The organism is Pseudomonas sp. P97.38, assembly GCF_001269745.1.
Classification (GTDB): Bacteria; Pseudomonadota; Gammaproteobacteria; order Pseudomonadales; family Pseudomonadaceae; genus Aquipseudomonas; species Aquipseudomonas chlororaphis_E.
On sequence record NZ_LHVJ01000024.1, the window covers coordinates 23,020 to 44,517 of the forward strand.

The 21,498-nt window shown below is 63.6% G+C and carries 19 protein-coding genes; 4 read left to right on the forward strand and 15 right to left on the reverse strand.

What is annotated here, in order from left to right:
- Positions 1-205: 205 nt before the first annotated feature.
- The 11 genes from AD664_RS18100 to AD664_RS18150 form a co-directional block, all read right to left on the reverse strand.
- Positions 206-1,498: an adenylosuccinate synthase gene (locus AD664_RS18100; RefSeq protein ID WP_042729519.1), complete on the reverse strand. Its 1,293-nt coding sequence runs from the start codon at positions 1,496-1,498 to the stop codon at positions 206-208.
- Between the two features lie 54 nt (positions 1,499-1,552).
- On the reverse strand, positions 1,553-2,740 hold the full coding sequence (locus tag AD664_RS18105) for an ATP phosphoribosyltransferase regulatory subunit (RefSeq protein WP_042729518.1): 1,188 nt from the start codon (positions 2,738-2,740) through the stop codon (positions 1,553-1,555).
- Positions 2,741-3,141: 401 nt separating this feature from the next.
- Complete coding sequence (gene hflC, locus AD664_RS18110) at positions 3,142-4,011, reverse strand: protease modulator HflC (RefSeq protein ID WP_042729517.1); 870 nt, start codon at positions 4,009-4,011, stop codon at positions 3,142-3,144.
- Positions 4,011-5,189, reverse strand: coding sequence for an FtsH protease activity modulator HflK (gene hflK, locus AD664_RS18115; RefSeq protein ID WP_042729516.1), 1,179 nt, complete (start codon positions 5,187-5,189; stop codon positions 4,011-4,013). The genes hflC and hflK overlap by 1 nt, the downstream gene beginning before the upstream one ends.
- A gap of 85 nt (positions 5,190-5,274) precedes the next feature.
- Complete coding sequence (hflX, locus tag AD664_RS18120; protein WP_042729515.1) at positions 5,275-6,576, reverse strand: ribosome rescue GTPase HflX; 1,302 nt, start codon at positions 6,574-6,576, stop codon at positions 5,275-5,277.
- Between the two features lie 12 nt (positions 6,577-6,588).
- The gene (hfq, locus tag AD664_RS18125) at positions 6,589-6,849 is read right to left on the reverse strand and encodes an RNA chaperone Hfq (RefSeq protein ID WP_003186419.1); all 261 of its coding nucleotides are present in this window, start codon (positions 6,847-6,849) and stop codon (positions 6,589-6,591) included.
- A 91-nt stretch (positions 6,850-6,940) separates the two neighbouring features.
- Positions 6,941-7,912, reverse strand: coding sequence for a tRNA (adenosine(37)-N6)-dimethylallyltransferase MiaA (gene miaA, locus AD664_RS18130; RefSeq protein ID WP_053148355.1), 972 nt, complete (start codon positions 7,910-7,912; stop codon positions 6,941-6,943).
- On the reverse strand, positions 7,912-9,825 hold the full coding sequence (mutL, locus tag AD664_RS18135; protein ID WP_053148358.1) for a DNA mismatch repair endonuclease MutL: 1,914 nt from the start codon (positions 9,823-9,825) through the stop codon (positions 7,912-7,914). The genes miaA and mutL overlap by 1 nt, the downstream gene beginning before the upstream one ends.
- Complete coding sequence (locus AD664_RS18140; protein ID WP_047736057.1) at positions 9,822-11,252, reverse strand: N-acetylmuramoyl-L-alanine amidase; 1,431 nt, start codon at positions 11,250-11,252, stop codon at positions 9,822-9,824. The genes mutL and AD664_RS18140 overlap by 4 nt, the downstream gene beginning before the upstream one ends.
- Positions 11,252-11,722 (reverse strand): tRNA (adenosine(37)-N6)-threonylcarbamoyltransferase complex ATPase subunit type 1 TsaE, encoded by a 471-nt coding sequence (tsaE, locus tag AD664_RS18145; RefSeq protein ID WP_053148361.1) that lies wholly within the window; start codon positions 11,720-11,722, stop codon positions 11,252-11,254. Before tsaE ends, AD664_RS18140 begins: the two co-directional genes overlap by 1 nt.
- A complete protein-coding gene (locus tag AD664_RS18150; RefSeq protein ID WP_053148364.1) occupies positions 11,710-13,209 on the reverse strand; it encodes an NAD(P)H-hydrate dehydratase in 1,500 nt (499 codons plus the stop codon). The genes tsaE and AD664_RS18150 overlap by 13 nt, the downstream gene beginning before the upstream one ends.
- 63 nt (positions 13,210-13,272) lie before the next feature.
- On the opposite strand from AD664_RS18150, the gene queG reads away from it, so the two are divergent.
- The gene (queG, locus tag AD664_RS18155; protein WP_042732965.1) at positions 13,273-14,352 is read left to right on the forward strand and encodes a tRNA epoxyqueuosine(34) reductase QueG; all 1,080 of its coding nucleotides are present in this window, start codon (positions 13,273-13,275) and stop codon (positions 14,350-14,352) included.
- On the opposite strand, the gene AD664_RS18160 is transcribed toward queG, so the two are convergent.
- The gene (locus AD664_RS18160; protein ID WP_172679744.1) at positions 14,334-14,948 is read right to left on the reverse strand and encodes a trimeric intracellular cation channel family protein; all 615 of its coding nucleotides are present in this window, start codon (positions 14,946-14,948) and stop codon (positions 14,334-14,336) included. The genes queG and AD664_RS18160 overlap by 19 nt on opposite strands.
- 247 nt (positions 14,949-15,195) lie before the next feature.
- Entirely contained in the window at positions 15,196-15,738 is a 543-nt protein-coding gene (orn, locus tag AD664_RS18165) for an oligoribonuclease (RefSeq protein ID WP_047736060.1), read from the reverse strand.
- 108 nt (positions 15,739-15,846) lie between these two features.
- On the opposite strand from orn, the gene rsgA reads away from it, so the two are divergent.
- Positions 15,847-16,878, forward strand: a complete 1,032-nt coding sequence (rsgA, locus tag AD664_RS18170) for a small ribosomal subunit biogenesis GTPase RsgA (RefSeq protein ID WP_053148366.1) — start codon at positions 15,847-15,849, stop codon at positions 16,876-16,878.
- A gap of 161 nt (positions 16,879-17,039) precedes the next feature.
- On the opposite strand, the gene motB is transcribed toward rsgA, so the two are convergent.
- Together motB and motA are read right to left on the reverse strand one after the other, a co-directional pair.
- The gene (gene motB, locus AD664_RS18175) at positions 17,040-18,080 is read right to left on the reverse strand and encodes a flagellar motor protein MotB (protein WP_042730531.1); all 1,041 of its coding nucleotides are present in this window, start codon (positions 18,078-18,080) and stop codon (positions 17,040-17,042) included.
- Position 18,081: 1 nt separating this feature from the next.
- On the reverse strand, positions 18,082-18,933 hold the full coding sequence (motA, locus tag AD664_RS18180) for a flagellar motor stator protein MotA (protein ID WP_053148369.1): 852 nt from the start codon (positions 18,931-18,933) through the stop codon (positions 18,082-18,084).
- Between the two features lie 166 nt (positions 18,934-19,099).
- On the opposite strand from motA, the gene AD664_RS18185 reads away from it, so the two are divergent.
- Both AD664_RS18185 and AD664_RS18190 read left to right on the forward strand, forming a co-directional pair.
- Positions 19,100-20,638 (forward strand): HDOD domain-containing protein, encoded by a 1,539-nt coding sequence (locus tag AD664_RS18185; RefSeq protein ID WP_053148373.1) that lies wholly within the window; start codon positions 19,100-19,102, stop codon positions 20,636-20,638.
- Positions 20,639-20,680: 42 nt separating this feature from the next.
- Positions 20,681-21,496, forward strand: a complete 816-nt coding sequence (locus tag AD664_RS18190) for a rhodanese-like domain-containing protein (protein ID WP_053148376.1) — start codon at positions 20,681-20,683, stop codon at positions 21,494-21,496.
- Positions 21,497-21,498 lie beyond the last annotated feature (2 nt).

The following is a 21,498-nucleotide window of genomic DNA, read 5'->3' on the forward strand; positions in this document are numbered from 1 at the left end:
GTAACGAACACGGGCCGCAGTAAACGGCTTTGTAACAGTGAGAGAACGGCCGACACGTGAAATCCCTCTACCAAACGCCAGTAATTTGATGGCACTCATCAAGAGCTGCCTGTAATGGAGTTGCATAGCAAGTGTCATGCCGCCTGGCAGCAGAAACGACAAAGGACCCAAATGAGGGTCCTTTGCTTTTTACATCAACGACTTATCAGCCGAAAGGATGACGCAGAACGATGGTTTCGTTACGGTCAGGCCCCGTCGAAATAATGTCGATCGGCGCACCGACCAGCTCTTCGACACGCTTGATGTAGTTACGGGCCGCCGCTGGCAGCTCTTCCAGCGTCTTGGCGCCTACGGTCGATTCAGCCCAACCCGGCATCTGCTCGTACACTGGCTCCAGGCCGATGTAGCTGTCGGCGTCGGTCGGTGCGTCGATGACAGCGCCGTCCTGGTTCTTGTAGCCCACGCAGATGTTGATGGTTTCCAGGCCGTCCAGCACGTCCAGCTTGGTCAGGCACAGGCCCGAGATGCTGTTGACGTCGATGGCGCGACGCAGGATGACCGCATCGAACCAGCCGCAACGACGGGCACGGCCGGTGGTCGCACCGAATTCATGGCCGCGCTTGGCCAGGAAAGCGCCGACGTCGTCGAACAGTTCGGTCGGGAACGGACCCGAACCGACGCGCGTGGTGTAGGCCTTGGTGATGCCCAGGATGTAGTCCACGTACATCGGACCGAAACCCGAACCGGTGGCGATACCGCCGGCGGTGGTGTTGGAGCTGGTGACGTACGGATAGGTGCCGTGGTCGATGTCCAGCAGCGAACCCTGGGCGCCTTCGAACATGATGTCCTTGCCGGCGCGACGCAGCTCGTGCAGTTCGGCGGTGACGTCGAGCATCATGGGCTTGAGCAGCTCGGCGTACTCCATGCACTCATCCAGGGTCTTCTGGAAGTCGATGGCCGGCTCTTTGTAGTAATTGACCAGGACAAAGTTGTGGTAGTCCAGCAACTCACCCAGCTTGGCGGCGAAACGCTCACGATGGAACAAGTCACCGATACGCAGGCCGCGACGCGCGACCTTGTCTTCATAGGCCGGGCCGATACCGCGACCGGTGGTGCCGATCTTCAGCTCGCCACGAGCCTTTTCACGGGCCTGGTCCAGTGCAACGTGGTAGGACAGGATCAGCGGGCAGGACGGGCTGATACGCAGGCGCTCACGCACCGGTACACCCTTCTCTTCCAGCTTGATGATTTCCCGCAGCAGGGCGTCGGGCGCAACCACCACACCGTTGCCGATCAGGCACTGGACGCCTTCGCGCAGCACGCCCGAGGGAATCAGGTGCAGGACGGTCTTCTCACCGTCGATCACCAAGGTGTGACCTGCGTTGTGGCCACCCTGGTAGCGCACTACGGCGGCAGCATGTTCGGTCAGCAGATCAACGATCTTGCCTTTGCCCTCATCACCCCACTGGGTGCCCAGGACTACGACATTCTTACCCATAACACTTGTCCTCATTCGCGCAAACTTGGTGCCGGCCGCGGCCGGCGAGAAAACTCAAGAAGCCAGCGGCAATACTTGCCAAAGCCCATTCTGCTGAATCAATTGCCGGTCGCAGTCCGCTTCACGGGCGGCGGCCACAGGTTGCCCAGGCAAGGCCTGGACGACACGCTGACCCTCGCTGCGCAACTGGCAGACGGCCTGCCAGAGTGCCGCATCCGTACTGTCAGGCATCCAGATACCGCCAGACGGTAGCTCGATCTCAGCACGCCCCAGGGTCACCAGGGTTTTCAAATCGGTAGAGAAGCCGGTCGCCGGACGGGCGCGACCGAAGTCGGCACCGATGTCGTCATAGCGACCGCCCTGGGCGATCGACTGGCCGACGCCCGGCACGAATACGGCAAACACGACACCGGTGTGGTAGTGATAACCGCGCAGCTCACCCAGGTCGAAATACAGCGGCAGGTCAGGGAAACGCACCGACAGACGCTCGGCAATCGCCAGCAGGTCGTCGAGCGCCGCCAACACCGGCGCCGGCGCGTGGGCCAGGCGCTCGCGAGCCGCGGCCAGCACCTCACGACCACCGCACAAGTCCACCAGCGCCCGCAGCATGCCTGACAGATCGGCCGGCAGGCCTTCGGTCAGGCTGATGACTTCGTCGATGGCCTTGCGTTGCAGCGCATCGAACAACTGCTGCTCCACTTCGCCAGACAGGCCGGCCGCACGGGCCAGGCCGCGATAAATACCGACATGCCCCAAGTCCATGTGGACATCCGGCACGTCGGCCAGTTGCAACATGGCCAACATCAGGCTGATGACTTCCACGTCGCTGCTCGGGCTGGCATCGCCATACAACTCGGCACCCAACTGGATCGGGCTGCGCGAGGATGACAAGGCACGTGGCTGGGCGTGCAGCACGCTGCCGGCATAGCACAGGCGGCTAGGGCCTTCGCGGCGCAGGGTGTGGGCATCGATGCGCGCCACTTGGGGCGTGATGTCGGCCCGAAAGCCCATCTGACGGCCTGATTGAGGGTCGATAACCTTGAAGGTGCGCAGATCCAAGTCCTGGCCCGCGCCGGTCAGCAGGGATTCCAGGTACTCGATATGCGGGGTGACGACAAACTCGTAACCCCAGCTCTGGAACAGATCCAACACCTGCCGACGCGCTACTTCGATACGCGCAGCTTCCGGTGGCAGTACTTCTTCGATGCCATCTGGCAGCAGCCAGCGGTCTACCGTTGCCATTACGCCATTCCCCTATGGTCCGGGCGGCCAGCCTTCGGGCAAGCCTTGAGTGAAGCAGAAAATGCCCCGCCCGCGCGCAAAACACGCGCAAGGGCGACGTGACGAATGGCGCCGTGCCGCTCAGTCAAGGTCGATTGAATCTGTGGCGAGGGAGCTTGCTCCCTTGCCACCAGAACTTTAATCGACGCCAGGAATGAACAGCATTGCAGCCTCGTCCGGCACTTTCCTCGAAAAACCTGTCGAGTCGTTCAACCCGACGCCTGCACCTCAAACCGCAATCGAACGTGCAGACGCAAAAAAGCCGGGAATTTCCCGGCTGCCGCATCATACACACGTTTTCCCAAAGGATCACCCCGCCCGACGCTTTAGCCGCCGGGCGGAGCCCCCAGGTCAACGTCGAATCAAGGCTTGGCCTTCTCCAGGTAGTGGAAGAAGTCGCTGCTTGGGTCCAGGACCATGACGTCGGATTTATTCGCAAAGCTTTCACGGTAGGCACGCAGGCTACGATAGAACCCGTAGAACTCCTGGTCCTGGCCGTAGGCCTTGGCGTAGATCGCTGCCGCCTGGGCGTCGCCATCACCGCGAACCTCTTCCGATTCACGATAGGCTTCGGCCAGCAACACGCGACGCTGACGATCGGCATCGGCACGAATGCCTTCCGCCAGCTCGTTACCCTTGGCGCGGTGCTCACGAGCCTCACGCTCACGCTCGGTGCTCATCCGCTCGAACACGCTGCGGTTCACTTCCTTCGGCAGGTCGATGGCCTTGACCCGGACATCGATCACCTCGATACCTAGTTCCTTTTCCGCCATCGAGTTCAGCGAACGGGTGATGTCGGCCATGAGCGCATCACGCTCACCGGACACCACTTCATGCAGCGTGCGCTTGCCGAACTGGTCACGCAGGCCCGACTCCAAACGACGGGACAGACGTTCATCGGCGATCTGCTTGAGGCCGGAGGTCGCGGTGTAGAAGCGCTCGGCATCCTTCACTCGCCACTTGGCGTAGGCATCCACCATCACGGCTTTCTTTTCCAGCGTCAGGAAGCGTTGCGTCGGCGCATCCAGCGTCATCAGGCGGGCGTCGAACTTGCGCACCTTGTTGACGTACGGCACTTTCACATGCAGCCCCGGCTGGACATCAGCCTGGACCACGCGACCGAATTGCAGCAACACCGCACGCTCGGTCTGAGCCACGATGTAGAAGCAGTTCCAGGCAGCGATCGCCACGACGACACCGACAATAAGGGCGATCAGCGATTTATTGCTCATCAGCGACTCTCCCTGGTACGTGCTTGCTGTTGCTGCAGGTCCGCCGCCGCGCGGGCATTGGCTTCATTGCTGGCGGCCGACGTGCTGCCCACAGGTGGCGCGGTGACGCTGCTGCGCCCCCCTTCGACCATCTTGTCCAGCGGCAGGTACAGCAGGTTGCTCTGGCCATTCTTGTTGCCGGTCACGAGGACCTTGCTGGTGTTGCTGAAGACTTCCTGCATGGTGTCCAGGTACAGGCGCTGACGGGTCACTTCAGGCGCCTTGCGGTACTCGGCCACCAGCTTGGTGAAACGATCGGCCTCACCCTTGGCGCGGGAAACCACTTCGTCGCGGTAACCGTTGGCATCCTCGATGATGCGCTGGGCCTGGCCGCGCGCTTCCGGCACGACGCCGTTGGCATAGGTCTCGGCCTGGTTGCGCGAACGTTGCTCGTCTTCACGGGCACGGATCACGTCATCGAAGGCTTCCTGGACTTCACGCGGCGCCGCGGCGCTCTGCACGTTGACCTGGGTCACCGTGATACCGGTGCGATAGGTATCGAGGAACCGTTGCAGGCGTTCCTTGATCTCGCTGGCCATCAGCTCGCGGCCTTCGGTCAGGACCTGGTCCATGGCGGTGGAGCCCACCACATGGCGCAAGGCACTTTCGGTCGCGTGCTGCAGGCTGACTTCCGGCTGGTCGACGTTCAGTACGAAGTCTTGCAGGTTGGTGATCTTGTACTGCACGGTCAGCGGCACTTCGACGATGTTCTCGTCTTCGGTGAGCATCTGGCCCTGCTTGCTGTACGCACGTTCACGCGTGACGTTTTCCAGGTACTTCTGGTCGATCGGCGGGAAATAGATGTTCAGGCCCGGGCCGACGGTCTCGTAGTACTTGCCGAAGCGCAGCACCACGGCCTGCTCCTGCTCGTCCACGACATAGACCGCACTGTAAAGCCAGACAGCCGCCAACACGACGAGACCGATGCCGAGCAGGCCAAAACCGCCGCTCTTGCCCGGACGGCCGCCGCCGTCATCACCACGTTTTTTACCGCCACCGAACAAACCGTTCAGGCTTTCCTGCAGCTTTCGGAAGGCCTCGTCGAGATCCGGCGGCCCCTTGCGGTCGCCGTTGTTACGACGCTTGCCACCCCAAGGATCCTGATTGTTCGAGTTGCCACCCGGCTCATTCCAAGCCATAGCGCTCTCCATCTGATAAAGCAAAGACGCACCCACGGCGCGCCGACCAATGCTACAGAATGCCTGACACCGCTTTCTCAGGCTTTTATTGCAAAGTGTGTTGCTCGATGAATTCCATCGGTTGCAGTCCTTCGCGACTGACCAGACGGTTCAGCTCCGATCGAGGCAGGCGCACCGCCAGCAGGCAGGTGCCTTCGTCGTCGTGTTCTTCTTTTTGCACCGCGCCCAGCTCGAAGAACTGGGCACGCAGCCGGGCGAAACGTTGCGGCAACTTCAGGGTCCCCACGAACAGATCGTCGCCGAGCAGCTCGGCCACGGCCTGCTTGAGCAGGTCCAGGCCGCTGCCGTCGCGGGCCGACAACCAGACCCGTTGCGGCTTGCCGTCGGCATCGCGCTGGATCTGCGGCTCCACGCCCTCGAGCAAATCGAGTTTGTTGTATACCTCGAGGATCGGCAAGTCCTGAGCCCCGATCTCGCCCAGCACCACCATCACCTGCTCGATCTGCAGCATCCGGTCCGGCTCGGCGGCATCGATCACGTGCAGCAGCAGGTCGGAGTTGCTCGACTCTTCGAGCGTAGCCCGGAAAGCCTCGACCAGTTTGTGCGGCAAGTGACGGATGAAGCCCACGGTGTCGGCCAGCACGATCGGCCCGAGGTCGTCCAGGTCGAGCCGGCGCAGGGTCGGGTCGAGCGTGGCGAACAACTGGTCGGCGGCATAGACGTCGGATTGGGTGACGTTGTTGAACAGGGTCGATTTGCCGGCGTTGGTATAACCCACCAGTGAAACCGTCGGGATCTCCGCGCGCTTGCGGCCGCGTCGCGATTGTTCGCGTTGGCTGCGGACCTTTTCCAGGCGCCCCTTGATCTGGCGCAGGCGAACCCGCAGCAGGCGCCGGTCGGTTTCCAACTGGGTTTCACCCGGGCCGCGCAGGCCGATACCGCCCTTTTGCCGCTCAAGGTGAGTCCAGCCGCGAACCAGCCGCGTACTCATGTGCTCAAGCTGGGCCAGTTCGACCTGGAGCTTGCCTTCATGGGTGCGGGCGCGTTGGGCGAAGATATCGAGAATCAGACCGGTACGGTCGATCACGCGACACTCGAAGACACGTTCGAGGTTGCGTTCCTGACTGGGCGTGAGGATGTGATTGAAAATCACCAAATCGACGTGCTCGGCCTTGATCAGGTCGCGCAACTCCTCGACCTTGCCACTGCCGATCAGGAACTTGGCGGTTGGCCGATGACGCGGCACGTTGAAGAACGCGACGGTCTCGGCGCCGGCCGAAAGTGCCAATTCCTGAAACTCCTGCGGATCTTCGCGCGCCTCAGGGTCCTGTCCATCCAGGTGAACGAGAATGGTCCGTTCACCACCACCGTGGCGCTCAAAGAACAAAGGAGGCTCCTATCAGGCGTTACCCGGTTCAGCGTCACCGCCTTCGGATTCGGTTGCGCTAGGCAGACGAATTGGACGAACTGGCACAACGGTGGAGATCGCGTGCTTGTAGACCATCTGGCTGACGGTGTTTTTCAGAAGGATGACGAACTGGTCGAAAGACTCGATCGTGCCTTGCAGTTTGATCCCGTTGACGAGATAGATGGACACCCCAACTTTTTCTTTACGTAAAGTGTTCAAGTAAGGGTCTTGTAGCGAATGCCCTTTTGACATGTGCCGCACTCCTTTAAGGATCAATAATAAAAATCGGAATCAGATGGCTTGGGCCGTCACACCCCCAAGGATAGACGGCAATTGCAAGGACTCAGCTCAATATGGAGATGGTCCCGAGGTATTTCAAGGCGCGTGGCAGATTGTCGCAATCGAGACTGTCGAGCCAATGCAGGTCAGTCCAGCTGCGCAGCCAGGTGAACTGGCGTTTCGCCAATTGGCGCGTGGCAATGATCCCACGCTCCTGCATCTCGGCTGACGTCAGCTTGCCGTCAAGGTAATCCCAGACCTGGCGGTAACCCACAGCACGTATAGACGGCAACCCGGCATGCAGGTCACTTCGCTTACGCAGGGCTACGACCTCGTCGATGAATCCCTGTTCCAACATTAATGTGAATCTTTGTTCAATTCGCCGGTGCAGCACTTGCCGGTTCGCCGGAGCGATGGCCAGATTCGCGACAGTATAGGGCAATTGTTGCAGTCCCGAAGCGGCTGCTTCAGTACTTTGCGCAGATTGTCGCTGGCGCAGGGCGGTCATGCTCAGGCCACTGACCCGATAAACCTCCAGCGCCCGGCTGAGCCGCTGCGGATCGTTGGGATGGATGCGCGCGGCCGATTCCGGGTCGATCAGCGCCAATTGCGCGTGCAGGGCTTGCCAGCCAAGGCGCGCAGCCTCGTCTTCGATCTGCGCGCGGACCTCGGGATCGGCCGCTGGCATGTCCGCCAGGCCGTCCACCAGGGCTTTGTAGTACAGCATGGTGCCGCCCACCAGCAGTGGGATCTTGCCGCGCGCGGTGATCTCGGCCATGGCCTGGAGCGCGTCGCGACGAAAATCCGCCGCCGAATAGGCCTCGGCCGGGTCGAGAATATCGATCAGGCGATGGGGAAATTCGGCCAGCAGCGCCTTGGACGGCTTGGCGGTGCCGATGTCCATGCCCCGGTAGACCAGCGCCGAGTCGACGCTGATCAGCTCGCAGGGCAGGACCTTGGTCAGTTCGATGGCCAGGTCGGTCTTGCCGGCGGCGGTCGGCCCCATCAGGAAAATCGCGGGTGGCAACTGGCTCATCAACGACCGCGCAAGAACAGTTTGTCCAGGTCGTCCAGGCCCAATTGGGTCCAGGTCGGCCGGCCATGGTTGCATTGGCCGCTGCGCTCGGTGTTTTCCATGTCCCGCAGCAGGCCGTTCATTTCCGGCAAAGCCAGGCGCCGGTTGGCGCGGATCGCGCCGTGGCAGGCCATGGTGCCGAGCAGTTCGTTCAGGTGCGCCTGGATGCGGTCGCTGGTGCCGTACTCCATCAGGTCCGCCAGCACGTCGCTGACCAACCGATTGGCCTCGGCCTGCTTCAGCAAAGCTGGAATCTGGCGGATCGCCAGGGTTTCCGGGCCCAGGCGCTGCAATTCGAAGCCCAGGCGCTGGAACCAGCCCACGTGCTCTTCGGCGCAATCGGCCTCGCGCTGGCTGACGGCCAGGGATTCGGGCACCAGCAGTGGCTGGCCGCTGAGGCCTTCGCTGGCCATGGCGATTTTCAGCCGCTCGTACATGATCCGCTCGTGGGCGGCATGCATGTCCACCAGGACCAGGCCCTGGGCGTTTTCCGAAAGGATGTAGATGCCCTTGAGCTGCGCCAAGGCGTAACCCAAGGGCGGAATGTCGCCCTGGCCGTCGGGCAAGGCCGTGGCACCGGCTTCAGGCAGCGGCTTGAAAAACTCGCGGTAGGCCGCCTGGGCCTCGGCTGCCGGCACAGTCGATTGCGGGCGTGGCGTGTATTGGTATTGATAGCCGCTGCCGGCACCGCTGCCGGCCGGGTTGTAGCTCGGCTGGGGCTGGGGCTGCTCCAGCAACGCATTGGCCGCCAGGCGCATTTCGCCCTGGGGACCGAACTCGCCCGCCTCCAGCCCCGTGGGCCGGACCATCCCACCCACCGCGGCCGGCGCCGCGAGCTGGTCTTCCGGCCGCACATCGCCCAAGGCGCGGTGCAAGGTGCCATACAGGAAATCGTGGACCATGCGACCGTCACGGAAACGCACCTCGTGCTTGGTCGGGTGCACATTGACGTCCACCACCGCCGGGTCGACTTCGAAAAACAGCACGAAGGTCGGGTGCCGGCCGTTGAACAGCACATCGCGATACGCCTGGCGCACCGCGTGGGCCACCAGTTTGTCGCGCACTGCCCGGCCGTTCACGTAGAAATATTGCAAGTCGGCCTGACTGCGGGAAAAGGTCGGCAACCCGACCCAACCCCAAAGCCGCAGACCGTTGCGCTCCACCTCGATGGGCAACGCCTGTTCGAGGAAGCCCGCGCCGCACACCGCCCCCACGCGCCGGGCCCGGGCCGCGTCATCATGGGCCTCGTGCAGGCTGAGGATGGTCTTGCCGTTGTGGCGCAAATGGAACGCCACGTCAAAACGCGCCAGGGCCAGGCGCTTGATGACTTCTTGCAGGTGATCGAATTCGGTTTTCTCGGCCTTGAGAAACTTGCGCCGCGCCGGGGTATTGAAGAACAGGTCGCGCACTTCCACCGACGTGCCCATCGGATGGGCGGCCGGCTGGACCCGGGACGCCATGTCCCGGCCTTCGGTCTCGACCTGCCAGGCCTGGTCGGCGTCACGGGTGCGGGACGTGAGGGTCAAGCGCGACACCGAGCTGATGGACGCCAGCGCCTCGCCGCGAAACCCCAGGCTCATGACCCGCTCAAGGTCTTCCAGGTCGCGAATCTTGCTGGTGGCATGGCGCGCCAGGGCCAGCGGCAGGTCATCGGAGGAGATACCGCCGCCGTCATCGCGCACCCGCAACAGCTTGACGCCACCCTGCTCGACATCCACATCGATCCGCTTGGCGCCGGAGTCGAGGCTGTTTTCCAGCAATTCCTTGATCACCGACGCCGGGCGCTCGACCACCTCGCCGGCCGCGATCTGGTTCGCCAGCCGCGGGCTGAGCAGCTCGATGCGGGCGTTGCTGCCGATCACTTCATCGCTCATTGCTTGGACGCCACTTCGTTACCGGGAATGGTCAGGGTCTGGCCGATCTTCAGTTCGTCACTCTTGAGGTTGTTGGCACTGCGCAGCGCGGCGGGCGACACCTGGTAGCGCACCGCGATCATCGCCAGGGTCTCGCCCGGGCTGACCCGATGGTCCCGCGGGCCCTGGGCGATCTTGCCGGAGTCGCGCAGCCAGGCGATGTAGGTGCCCGGCGGCGGGTTCTGCTGGAAGAACTGCCGCACACCGCTGCTGATGGAACGGGCCAGCGCCTGCTGGTGGCTGGCCGACGACAGCTTCGACGCTTCGTTGGAGTTGGAGATGAAGCCGGTTTCCACCAGGATCGAGGGGATATCCGGCGACTTGAGCACCATGAACCCGGCCTGTTCGACGCGCTGCTTGTGCAGCGGCGTGACCCGGCCGATGTTGCTCAGGACCTTCTGGCCGACGTTCAGGCTGGAGGTCAACGAGGCGGTCATCGACAGGTCGAGCAACACGCCGGCGAGCATCCGGTCCTTGTCATCGAGGCTGACGTTGCCCGCACCGCCGATCAGGTCGGAGCGGTTTTCACTGTCGGCCAGCCAGCGGGCGGTCTCGGACGTGGCGCCCCGGTCGGACAAGGCAAACACCGACGCCCCGAACGCCGCCGCGGAAGGCGCGGCGTCGGCGTGGATGGAGACGAACAGGTCGGCGCCTTTCTTGCGGGCGATTTCGGTACGCCCGCGCAACGGAATGAAGTAGTCGCCGGTACGGGTCAGCTCGGCGCGGAAACCTTTCATGCCGTTGACCTGGCGTTGCAGCTCTCGGGCGATGGACAACACCACGTCTTTTTCACGCTGCCCACGGGAGCCCGAGGCACCCGGGTCTTCGCCGCCGTGACCGGCGTCGATCACCACGATGATGTCGCGCTTGCCGGCCGGTGCCGGTGGTAGCTTGATTGCAGGTTCGGCCGGGGTCACCGGCACCGCAGGCACCGTGGCGACATTGGTCGGCGGTGGTGGTGGCGGCGCGGCGTCGGCCGGGTTGTCGAACAGGTCCACCACCAGGCGATTGCCGTACTGGGCATTGGGGGCCAGGGTGAAACTCTTCGGGGTCACGGCCTTTTTCAGGTCGATGACCACCCGCAGGTCGGTGGGCGTACGCTGGGCCGACCGCATCGCGGTAATCGGCGTATTGGCAGTGGCGACGTTCAGCGGCGCGCCCAGGGAGGCGCCATTGATGTCGATCACCAGGCGGTCGGGGGCGGTCAGGGTGAACACGCTGTGCTGCACCGGCCCCGTCAGGTCGAACACCAGTCGAGTGTTATCCGGCGCCCGCCAGAGGCGAACGCTGTTGACCTTTGTCTCGGCCACAGCATCGACGGCCAGTGCCGTAAGCAACAGTCCTACGACAGCAACCACCGCGCGAAAGCGCATACCAAACCCCATCATCAATAGTTTTCCAATGCCAACGCGGCACACCACGACTCGCCACGCGAGCCTTGCGGCGTCAGTTTCAGCGAACGCCCGCCATTCTGCGCGCCAATGGTAATGGTCAGGTCAGGCTTTGGCAAAAAGCCTGCACCCTTGTCGGGCCATTCGATCAGGCACAAGGCGTCATCTTCGAAATAATCGCGGATACCGAGAAATTCCAGCTCTTGCGGGTCCACCAGTCGGTAAAGGTCGAAATGGAACGCGCGGATGTCACCGATCTCGTAGGGCTCGACCAACGTGAACGTGGGGCTTTTGACCGAGCCCACATGGCCAAGGCCGCGAATGATGCCCCGGGACAAGGTGGTTTTCCCGGCACCGAGGTCGCCTTCGAGAAAAATCAGGCCATGGCCGGCCGTGGTGCGCGCGATGCGCGCACCCAATTGCGTCATGGCGTCTTCGTCCGCCACGTACAGGGTTACTTCAGACACGGTGAATGCTCCTCCAACAACTGACGAATGGCCGGGATCAGGTCGGTCGCTGCCACCCCCCGGCCCGACTGACCGGCCTGGGCACCGGCATTGGCGTGCAGCCACACCGCCAGACAGGCAGCCTCGAACCCTTCCATGCCCTGGGCCAGCAACGCACCGACCACCCCGGCCAGGACATCTCCCAGGCCGGCGGTGGCCATGGCTGGATGGCCCTGGCGGCACACCGCCAGGCGACCGTCCGGGCTGGCAATCAGGCTGCCGGCGCCCTTGAGGACGACCGTAGCGGTGTACTTTTCGCTCAGCGCACGGGCCGCCGCCGGACGGTCAGCCTGCACGTGGGCCGTGGATATCCCCAGCAACCGCGCCGCCTCCCCCGGATGCGGTGTGATGACACAATCCCCCGGCAGACTGACAGCGCCGCTGCCCAGCAGGTTCAGCGCATCGGCATCCCAGACCTGCGGCAGCGGCGCATTGGCCGCCGCCGACAACAGGCTGCGCCCCCACGCGGCCTGGCCCAGGCCCGGACCGACCACCACGACACTGGCTTGCTTAATCAGGCCCATCAATTGGTTGGCCGAATGCGTGCCCTGCGCCATGACCTCGGGCAAGCGCGTCAAGGCCGACGCCACATGCTCGCTGCGGGTGGCCATGGACACCATGCCCGCGCCGCAGCGCAGGGCGCTTTCGGCGCTCATCTGGATCGCGCCGCCAAACCCCCGATCGCCGCCGATCAGCAACACATGGCCGAACTTGCCCTTGTGGGCGGTGGCGGCGCGCGGCGCCAGGCGTGGCAGATTGTGCGCCGAGAGCAGTCGAGCGCTGAGCGGCGCCGCCTCGACGAGATCCGGATCGGCCTGCAGGTCGTTGAACAGCGGCTCACCGACCCGGTCCGCCGCCTCGCCGGTGAACAGCCCCAGCTTCAGACCGATGAAGGTGACGGTCAGGTCGGCCGTCACCGCGGTGCCCAGCACCCTTCCGGTGTCGGCACACAAGCCCGAGGGAATGTCCACCGCCGCCACCGGAAGGCCACTGACATTGATGGTGTCAATGGCACGCACATAAGGTTCGCGAACCTCGCCGTTCAGGCCAGTGCCGAGCAATGCGTCCAGCAGCACACCGCGCAATTCGGATTCGTCCGACCACGGCTCCACCGGCACGCCCACGGCAATGGCTTCGGCGTGGGCATTGGCGGCATCCCCCTGCAATCGCCGGGGCTCGCCCACCGCCAGCACCCGAACCGTCCAGCCCGCACGGCGCGCCAGAGTCGCCACCAGGTAGCCGTCGCCGGCGTTGTTGCCGTGACCGGCAAGTACGGTCAATTCACGGGCATCGGGCCAGCGTCGGACGATTGCGCGCCAGGTGGCGCGCGCCGCTCGCTGCATCAATTCGAAGCCGGTGGTGCCTGCCGCGATCAGTTGCGCGTCGAGGGCCCGCACTTGCGCGGCGCTGTACAGCGCGTCGGGAAAATCATCTTTAGTGTGCGGCATGCGTCTTCGGGCTCCGATGTCTGGCAGAATTATACGCATCTCAGTTCCGGTTTCTCTCGCCTCATGCCCGCCATCCCCACAGACCTCCCCGCCCTCGCCCAATCCATCAAGGAGTGGGGCCGCGAGCTGGGCTTCCAGCAGGTCGGCATCAGCGGCCTGGACCTCGCCGAGCATGAACGGCACCTGCAACGCTGGCTCGAAGCGGGCTACCACGGCGAAATGGACTACATGGGCGCCCATGGCAGCAAGCGCTCGCACCCTGAAGAGCTGGTGCCCGGCACCCTGCGGGTGGTGTCCCTGCGCATGGACTACCTGCCGGGCGACACCCAGATGGCGCAAATGCTCGGCCAACCGGAAAAAGCCTACGTCTCGCGTTATGCATTGGGCCGCGATTACCACAAATTGATCCGCAAGCGCGTGCAGCAATTGGCCGAAAAAATCCAGGCCGTCATCGGCCCCTTCGGTTATCGCGCCTTCGTCGACAGCGCTCCGGTCCTGGAGAAAGCCATCGCCGAACAGGCCGGGCTTGGCTGGATCGGTAAAAACACCCTGGTACTGAACCGCAAGGCCGGCAGTTACTTCTTCCTGAGCGAGCTGTTCGTCGATCTGCCGCTGCCGACAGATCCGCCCCATGCCAGCGAGCATTGTGGAAAATGCACCGCCTGCCTGGACATCTGTCCGACGAACGCCTTCGTCGGGCCCTACGTGCTGGATGCCCGTCGCTGCATTTCCTACCTGACCATCGAGCTCAAAAGCGCCATTCCGGAGGCATTGCGACCGTTGATCGGCAACCGAGTGTTCGGTTGCGACGACTGCCAGATCGTCTGCCCCTGGAACCGCTTCGCCCGCCCCTCTGGCGAGAGCGACTTCAAGCCGCGCCATAACCTGGACAACGCCGGCCTGGCCGAGCTGTTCCTGTGGGACGAGCAAACGTTCCTCAGCAGTACCGAAGGCTCGCCGCTGCGGCGGGCCGGCTACGAACGCTGGCTGCGCAACCTGGCGGTCGGCCTGGGCAACGCCCCCTCAACCATCCCCGTGTTGCAGGCGCTGGAAGCGCGGCGCGACTACCCCTCGGAACTGGTGCGCGAACATGTCGAATGGGCGCTGCGCCAGCATGCGCAACGTCAGACCTCGTCGTTGTAGACGAACTTCGGCATTTCCCAGTGAAAGCGGATCGCCAGGAGCCGCAGCAGGAAACCGCCGAACAAGGTGATGAGGATCGCCTGCTCGCTCGGCAATTGCAGGTAGACGCACAGCAGGTAGCACCACGCCGCGGCAAACGAGACGCTGGCGTACAACTCGCGGCGGAAGATCAGTGGAATATCGTTGCAGAAGATGTCCCGCAGGATGCCGCCGAACACGCCGGTGATCACCCCGCTGACCGATGCCACCAGCATGCCGTGACCCATTTCCAGGGCCGTCATGCAGCCGATCAGGGTGAACGCCACCAGTCCCAGGGCGTCGAGCACCAGGAACAACGAGCGCAGATGGCGCATCCAGCGCGCCAGGAAAACCGTCAGCATCGCCGCCGCGGTGGTCAGCACCAGGTACTCCGGGTGTTTGACCCAGGTGAGCGGGTAATGCCCGAGCAACACGTCACGCACCGAGCCGCCACCCAGCGCGGTGACGCAGGCAATCAGCACCACGCCAAACCAGTCCATTCCGCGACGCCCGGCAGACAGGGCGCCGGTCATGGCTTCGGCGGTGATGGCGATCAGGTAAAGCATCAACAACATGATGGCGGTCCTTGCAGGAGGGCGCGCAGTCTAGCCATTTCGGGTCTGCACCAAAAGAGCGCAATGCAACAATGCCTGCTTGAATACCCAGCCCACAGCCCAACCCGATCCCTGTGGCGAGGGAGCTTGCTCCCGCTCGGCCCCTCCTACCTGAAGGACCATTGGGGCCTGCTTCGCAGGCCAGCGGGAGCAAGCTCCCTCGCCACAACAGCAATCTCGCTGGGGGCCGGGGTGCCGGTGCCGGTGCCGGTCAGAACTTGATGAAATGCTTGCGGTAATGCTGCAACTCGGCGATGGACTCGCGGATGTCGTCCAGGGCCAGGTGGCTGCCGCCCTTCTGGAAGCTGTCACGCACATGCGGCGCCCAGCGGGCCGCCAGCTCCTTGAGGGTGGAGACATCCAGGTTGCGGTAATGGAAGTAGCTTTCCAGGGATTTCATGTGGGTATAAAGGAAGCGGCGGTCCTGGCAAATGCTGTTGCCGCAGATCGGCGACTTGCCTTTTGGCACCCACTGCTCCAGGAAGGCGATGGTCTGGGCCTCGGCCTCGGCCATGCTGATCTTGCTGTCGCGCACTCGCTGGGTCAGGCCCGAGCCGCCGTGCTGGCGGGTATTCCATTCGTCCATGCCGGCGAGGATCTCGTCGCTGTGATGGATCGCAATCACCGGGCCTTCGGCCAGGGTGTTGAGGTCGCTGTCGGTGACGATGGTGGCCATTTCGATGATGACGTCGGTGTCAGGGTTCAGACCGGTCATTTCCAGGTCGATCCAGATCAGGTTCTGCGGATTTTGCATGGGGGGGCTCCTCGGCGTAGCCCAGCAGTTTAGCCTAGGCCGGCCCTCGGGCGTGCTAAACTCGCGGCCGTTTTACCTAATCGCTGCATTTCTTCATACGGAACACCCATGGCCAAACGCCAACTCAATCGTCGTCAGAACTGGCGCATCGAAAAGATCCAGGGCGAACGCGCCGCCCGCGCCGCCAAGCGCGAATCCAGCGCTGTCGAGGCCCTGGAGGGTGGCGACCTGGGCCCTGAACAGACCGGCCTGGTGATCGCGCACTTCGGTGTGCAGGTCGAGGTCGAGGCCCGCGAAGGCGAGTTGGCCGGCCAGGTGTTCCGCTGCCATCTGCGGGCCAACCTGCCGGCGCTGGTCACCGGCGACCAGGTGGTCTGGCGCGCCGGCAACCAGGGCATCGGCGTGATCGTGGCGCAATTGCCGCGCCACACCGAGCTGTGCCGTCCGGACAGCCGCGGCCAGCTCAAGCCGGTGGCGGCCAACGTCGACATGATCGTCATCGTGTTCGCCCCGTTGCCCGAGCCCCATGCCAACCTGATCGACCGTTACCTGGTGGCCGCCGAACACGCCGGCATCCGCCCGTTGTTGCTGCTCAACAAGTTCGACCTGATCGACGCGCACAACGCCCCGGCGCTGAACGCCCTGCTGTCGGTCTACCGGGACCTGGGTTATCCGGTGCTGGAAGTCTCGGCCCACCACGGCAACGGCATGGAGCAGTTGCAACGGCAACTGGACGGGCGCATCAGTGTGTTCGTCGGCCAGTCCGGGGTCGGCAAGTCGTCGCTGGTCAACAGCCTGCTGCCGGACGTCGAGACCCGTGTCGGGCCGCTTTCCGAACTGTCCGGCCAGGGCACCCACACCACCACCACCGCGCGGTTGTTCCACTTCCCCGGCGGCGGTGAACTGATCGACTCGCCGGGCATCCGCGAATTCGGCCTGGGCCACGTCAGCCGGGCCGATGTGGAAGCCGGTTTCATCGAGTTCAACGAGCTGATCGGTACCTGCCGCTTCCGCGACTGCAAGCACGACCGCGAACCCGGTTGCGCCCTGCTCAAGGCCCTGGAAGAGGGCCGCGTGCACCAGCAACGGATGAACAGCTACCGCTCGATCATCGCCAGCTTGCCGGACAGCAGTTACTGACTGTAGGAATACACAATTTCCGTGGCGAGGGAGCTTGCTCCCGCTTGAGCGCGAAGCGCTCACCAAAAGGACTGCTTTGCAGCCCGGCGGGAGCAAGGTCCCTCGCCACGGGAATTGCGAAAGATAAAAAAAGCCGACAGTCATGTCGGCTTTTTCATGGGTCACTGCCCTGGTGTTGCGGGCGGTTTGGGCGCCGCATCGTCAAACAGGTTCAACCGTTCGCGCAGTTCGTGGGCCGGCACCGGTTGCTGGTCCGCCGGCAATGCGTTCGGGTCCACCGCCGCGCCTGACGGCGTTGCCGGGGCTTCGCCGGGGGCGCCCTGACCCTGGACAGGGTCTGGCGCCGGGTCGTTGGTTTGCGAACCTTCGATGGCTTTTTGAGCCTTCTTGGTCAGCACCACGATGTCGATACGCCGGTTGATCGGGTTGAACGGGTCCTTGCGGTCGAACAGTGCCGAGGAGGCATAACCGACCACCCGTGCCACCTGCTCGTCTGGATAACTGCCAGCCACCAGGGCGCGACGTGCGGCGTTGGCGCGGTTGGCAGAGAGCTCCCAGTTACCGTAGTCACCCTTGCCGACGTACGGCTTGGCGTCGGTATGGCCGCTGATGCTGATCTTGTTCGGCACCGCCTTGATGGTGTCGGCCATGGCCAGCAGGATGTCCTCGAAATAAGGCTTCAGGCGCGCGCTGCCGGAGTCGAACATCGGCCGGTTCTCGGCATCCGTGATCTGGATGCGCAAGCCGTTCGGCGTGATCTCGAACAGGATCTGGTCCTTGAACTTCTGCAATTGCGGGTTCTCGTCGACCTTGTTCTGCAACTCCTGCAGCAGCAATTCCAGGCGCTCGCGCTCGACCTGCTCGGCCATGCCCTCGACCTGATCGGTGTCCACCGTCACCTTGTCGGGCTGTGGCTGAGACTTGACCTCAGGGTTGAGGGTATTGTCCGGCGCCAGGGTCGGCGAACCACCCAGGTCGATGATGTACGGCGTGCCGCTTTCGGAGAAGCCGATCGGGTCCTTGAAGTAACCGGCGATGGCGATTTTCTGCTCCGGGGTGGCCGTGGACAGCAGCCACAGCACCAGGAAGAACGCCATCATCGCCGTCGCGAAGTCGGCGAAGGCGATTTTCCAGGCACCCCCGTGGTGTCCAGCGGCGATGCGCTTGACACGCTTGATGATGATCGGCTGGTTATTTTCCATATCAGCGACCGCGAACTGCTTGTTCCAGCTCGGCGAAGCTTGGACGGTGCGCCGGGTACAGGACCTTGCGGCCGAACTCCACCGCCAGCGACGGCGGCATGCCCGAGGCAGAGGCTACCAGGGAGGCCTTGATGGCCTCGTAGACGTTCAGTTCTTCCTTGGCGTCATGGGCCAGGGAATGGGCCAGGGGGCCGAAGAAGCCATACGCCGCCAGGATACCGAAGAAGGTACCCACCAGCGCCGCACCCACGTGCAAGCCGATGGACGCCTGGTCGCCGTCGCCCAGGGACGCCATGGTCACCACGATCCCCAGTACCGCCGCAACGATACCGAAGCCGGGCATGCCATCAGCGATACCGGTGACCGCGTGGGATGGGTGTTCCAGGTCTTCCTTCAGGTTGTAGAGCTCCATGTCGAACAGCCCTTCGAGCTCATGAGGCGCCATGTTGCCCGAGGACATGATCCGCAGGTAATCGCAGATGAACGCCGTCATGCGGGCGTCCTTGAGCACGGCTGGGTACTTGGCGAAGATCGGGCTGGCGGCGGCGTCTTCGATATCGCCTTCGATCGCCATCATGCCTTCGCGGCGGCTTTTGTTGAGGATCTCGTACACCAGCCCCAGCACCTCGATGTAGAAGGTGTGGGTAAAGCGCGAGCTGAACATGGTCAAGGATTTCTTGATCACGTGCATGGTCATATAGCCAGGGTTGGCCTGCAGGAAAGCGCCAAAGGCTGCGCCGCCGATGATCATCACCTCGAAGGGCTGGATCAGGGCGGCAATCTTGCCATGGGAGAGCACGTATCCGCCGAGCACGCTCGCGAACACGACAATGATGCCGATAATTTTAGCCATAGATAGAAAGTACTTATTTAAGTCGGGTTCAAGGTCATATTCGGAAGCTGAAAAATCTCTTCTTCTACTTATCGGCAAAACTGCGCCAGACTATAGCCAGTTCCGGCGAAAAGCCAATTTGCCCCGTTCCGGGCGTAGATAATTCATGGGATGATCGCGTCCAACCATGGCTAATGTATCGAACGTCCCGACTCCAAGACCGTCCACCCTCGAAGGCTGGGTAAAGCTGCTCCAGGGTGTTCACCTGCCGGTGCCCCAGGCCAGTCACGACCTGGTCTGCAAGGCGCTTGCCGACAGCCGCCGCTCGTTGCGCGACATCGCCGAGCTGATGCAGGAAAGCCCCGCCCTGGCCCTGAGCGTCATCCGCGAAGCCAACCATCACACCCATGGCAGCCTCGCCGAACCGGCGGAAAACCTTGAAGTCGCCCTCAACCGCCTCGGCCTCAAGCGCACCGAGCAATTGCTCGCGCGCCTGCCTTCGCTGCCCGAGCAGCAGATCCCCGTGACCCTGCGCCAGCTGCAACTGATCAGCCAGCACGCCACGCAACAGGCCAACGGTTTTTTCTCCAGCCGCCTGGCGCGGTTGTGGCAGGACATCCACTGGGGCAGCCTGCTGTTCCTCTCGCCGCTCTGGCCCCTGGCCCTGACGCACCCGCGGCTGCTCGGGGAGTGGGAGCTGCGGGTCATCCATAAAGGCCAGTCGGCCAGCCAGGTCGAGCACGAACTGTTCGGCGTCGGCCTGCTGGAGATCTGCCTGGGCGTGGTCGAAGCCTGGCGCCTGCCGATCTGGGTCGCACAGGGCTACCGCCTGCTGCTCAACGAACGTCGTGAACTGGTGAAAGTGCTGCGTATCGCCCGGGACAGCGAGCACCCGTTACGCCAGCAGAATCGCCTGGACGATGACCCGACCCTGCGGCGCTGGCTCAATCAGCCGGCCAACACCGTACTGCTGGCCAACGGCCTGGCCCTTTCCGCGCACCAGGCCTGGGACGGCCCCCACATCGCCCGCTGGCAATACCTCACCAGTTTGTATCTGCAAATTTCAATGGATGATGTCCAGCAACAACTGCACCAACAAGCCGCCAACAGCGCCCGGCAACACGCCATGCCAGACCTCTGGCACCCGGCCGAGGCCCTGATCTGGCCCTGGGGCAGTCGCCGCGTCCAGCCTGGCCCACGCTCGGCGACCCCGCCCAGTGCCCCGGACCTGAGCCAGTGGCGCAAGCAATGCTCGGCCCTGCTGGTGGAACCGAGCCCGTTCAGCAACGCCATGCACCTGACCAGTTCGGCTCGCGATGTGCTGGTGGCCTGTGGCATGCGTCGGGTGATGATCCTGATGGCCGACCGCAGCCAGACCAGCGTGCGCGTGCACCAAACCGCCGGCCTGGCGAAAGAAGTCGCGGCGATGAGTTTCCCCATCGCCCAGAGCAAGGTCTTGCAGCGGTTGCTGGCCCAACAGGCCCAGGTACGCCTGAACCCGGACAACAATGCCCAGTTCTCCGCGTTACTGCCGCCGGGCCTGCGCGCCCTGTTCAAGGGCGAGCACCTGCTGCTGCGCTCACTGACCTGCAACGGCCGGGTGATCATGCTCGTCGTCGTCGACCAGGGGGGCGGCCCTTTCTCGGACGTCACCGTGCAGGCCTTCGGCAAAACCGTGCAATGCATCGAAAGGGCCCTGCACACCTTTACCAACCGGGGCCGTTGAACTTGCTACAATCCTTTCCCTTTGCGCCCCTGGAGACCTCACATGCCTGACTTCTCTGGCTTGCCGCTGGTGATCGAGCCGAGCGAACTGCTGTCGCGCCTCGACGCCCGCGAACTGATCCTGGTGGACCTGACCAGCGCCGCCCGCTATAGCACCGGGCACATTCCCGGCGCCCGCTTCGTCGACCCCAAGCGCACGCAACTGGGCCAGCCACCGGCGCCGGGGCTGTTGCCGGCGAAAGCCGACCTGGAGGCCCTGTTCGGCGAACTCGGGCACCACCCGGACGCGGTGTACGTGGTGTATGACGATGAAGGCGGCGGTTGGGCCGGACGGTTCATCTGGCTGCTGGACGTGATCGGCCACGGCAACTACCACTACCTCGACGGCGGCCTGCTGGCCTGGCTGGACGAGGGCCTGCCGGTGTCCACCGACGCACCCGCACCCGGCGCCGGCCCGTTGAGCCTGACCCTGCACGACGCGCCAACGGCCACCCGCGAATACCTGCAAAGCCGCCTCGGCGCCGCCGACCTGGCCATCTGGGACGCGCGCGGCCCACTGGAGTATTCCGGCGAGAAAGTCGTCGCGGCCAGGGGCGGGCACATTCCCGGGGCAGTCAATTTCGAATGGACGGCCGGCATGGACCAGGCCCGCAGCCTGCGCATCCGCAAGGACATGCCGCAGATCCTCGAACAACTGGGCATCACGCCCGACAAAGAAATCATCACCCACTGCCAGACCCACCATCGTTCTGGCTTCACCTATCTTGTGGCCAAGGCGCTCGGTTATCCGCGGGTCAAAGGCTATGCCGGTTCCTGGGGCGAATGGGGCAACCACCCCGACACCCCCATCGAACGTTGAAG

Bases quoted from the DNA above. Each gene is read 5' to 3' on its own strand.
- AD664_RS18100 (WP_042729519.1), bottom strand. From the start codon at position 1,498: ATGGGTAAGAATGTCGTAGTCCTGGGCACCCAGTGGGGTGATGAGGGC.
- AD664_RS18105 (WP_042729518.1), bottom strand. From the start codon at position 2,740: ATGGCAACGGTAGACCGCTGGCTGCTGCCAGATGGCATCGAAGAAGTA.
- hflC (WP_042729517.1), bottom strand. From the start codon at position 4,011: ATGAGCAATAAATCGCTGATCGCCCTTATTGTCGGTGTCGTCGTGGCG.
- hflK (WP_042729516.1), bottom strand. From the start codon at position 5,189: ATGGCTTGGAATGAGCCGGGTGGCAACTCGAACAATCAGGATCCTTGG.
- hfq (WP_003186419.1), bottom strand. From the start codon at position 6,849: ATGTCAAAAGGGCATTCGCTACAAGACCCTTACTTGAACACTTTACGT.
- miaA (WP_053148355.1), bottom strand. From the start codon at position 7,912: ATGAGCCAGTTGCCACCCGCGATTTTCCTGATGGGGCCGACCGCCGCC.
- mutL (WP_053148358.1), bottom strand. From the start codon at position 9,825: ATGAGCGATGAAGTGATCGGCAGCAACGCCCGCATCGAGCTGCTCAGC.
- AD664_RS18140 (WP_047736057.1), bottom strand. From the start codon at position 11,252: ATGATGGGGTTTGGTATGCGCTTTCGCGCGGTGGTTGCTGTCGTAGGA.
- AD664_RS18150 (WP_053148364.1), bottom strand. From the start codon at position 13,209: ATGCCGCACACTAAAGATGATTTTCCCGACGCGCTGTACAGCGCCGCG.
- queG (WP_042732965.1), top strand. From the start codon at position 13,273: ATGCCCGCCATCCCCACAGACCTCCCCGCCCTCGCCCAATCCATCAAG.
- orn (WP_047736060.1), bottom strand. From the start codon at position 15,738: ATGCAAAATCCGCAGAACCTGATCTGGATCGACCTGGAAATGACCGGT.
- rsgA (WP_053148366.1), top strand. From the start codon at position 15,847: ATGGCCAAACGCCAACTCAATCGTCGTCAGAACTGGCGCATCGAAAAG.
- motB (WP_042730531.1), bottom strand. From the start codon at position 18,080: ATGGAAAATAACCAGCCGATCATCATCAAGCGTGTCAAGCGCATCGCC.
- motA (WP_053148369.1), bottom strand. From the start codon at position 18,933: ATGGCTAAAATTATCGGCATCATTGTCGTGTTCGCGAGCGTGCTCGGC.
- AD664_RS18185 (WP_053148373.1), top strand. From the start codon at position 19,100: ATGGCTAATGTATCGAACGTCCCGACTCCAAGACCGTCCACCCTCGAA.
- AD664_RS18190 (WP_053148376.1), top strand. From the start codon at position 20,681: ATGCCTGACTTCTCTGGCTTGCCGCTGGTGATCGAGCCGAGCGAACTG.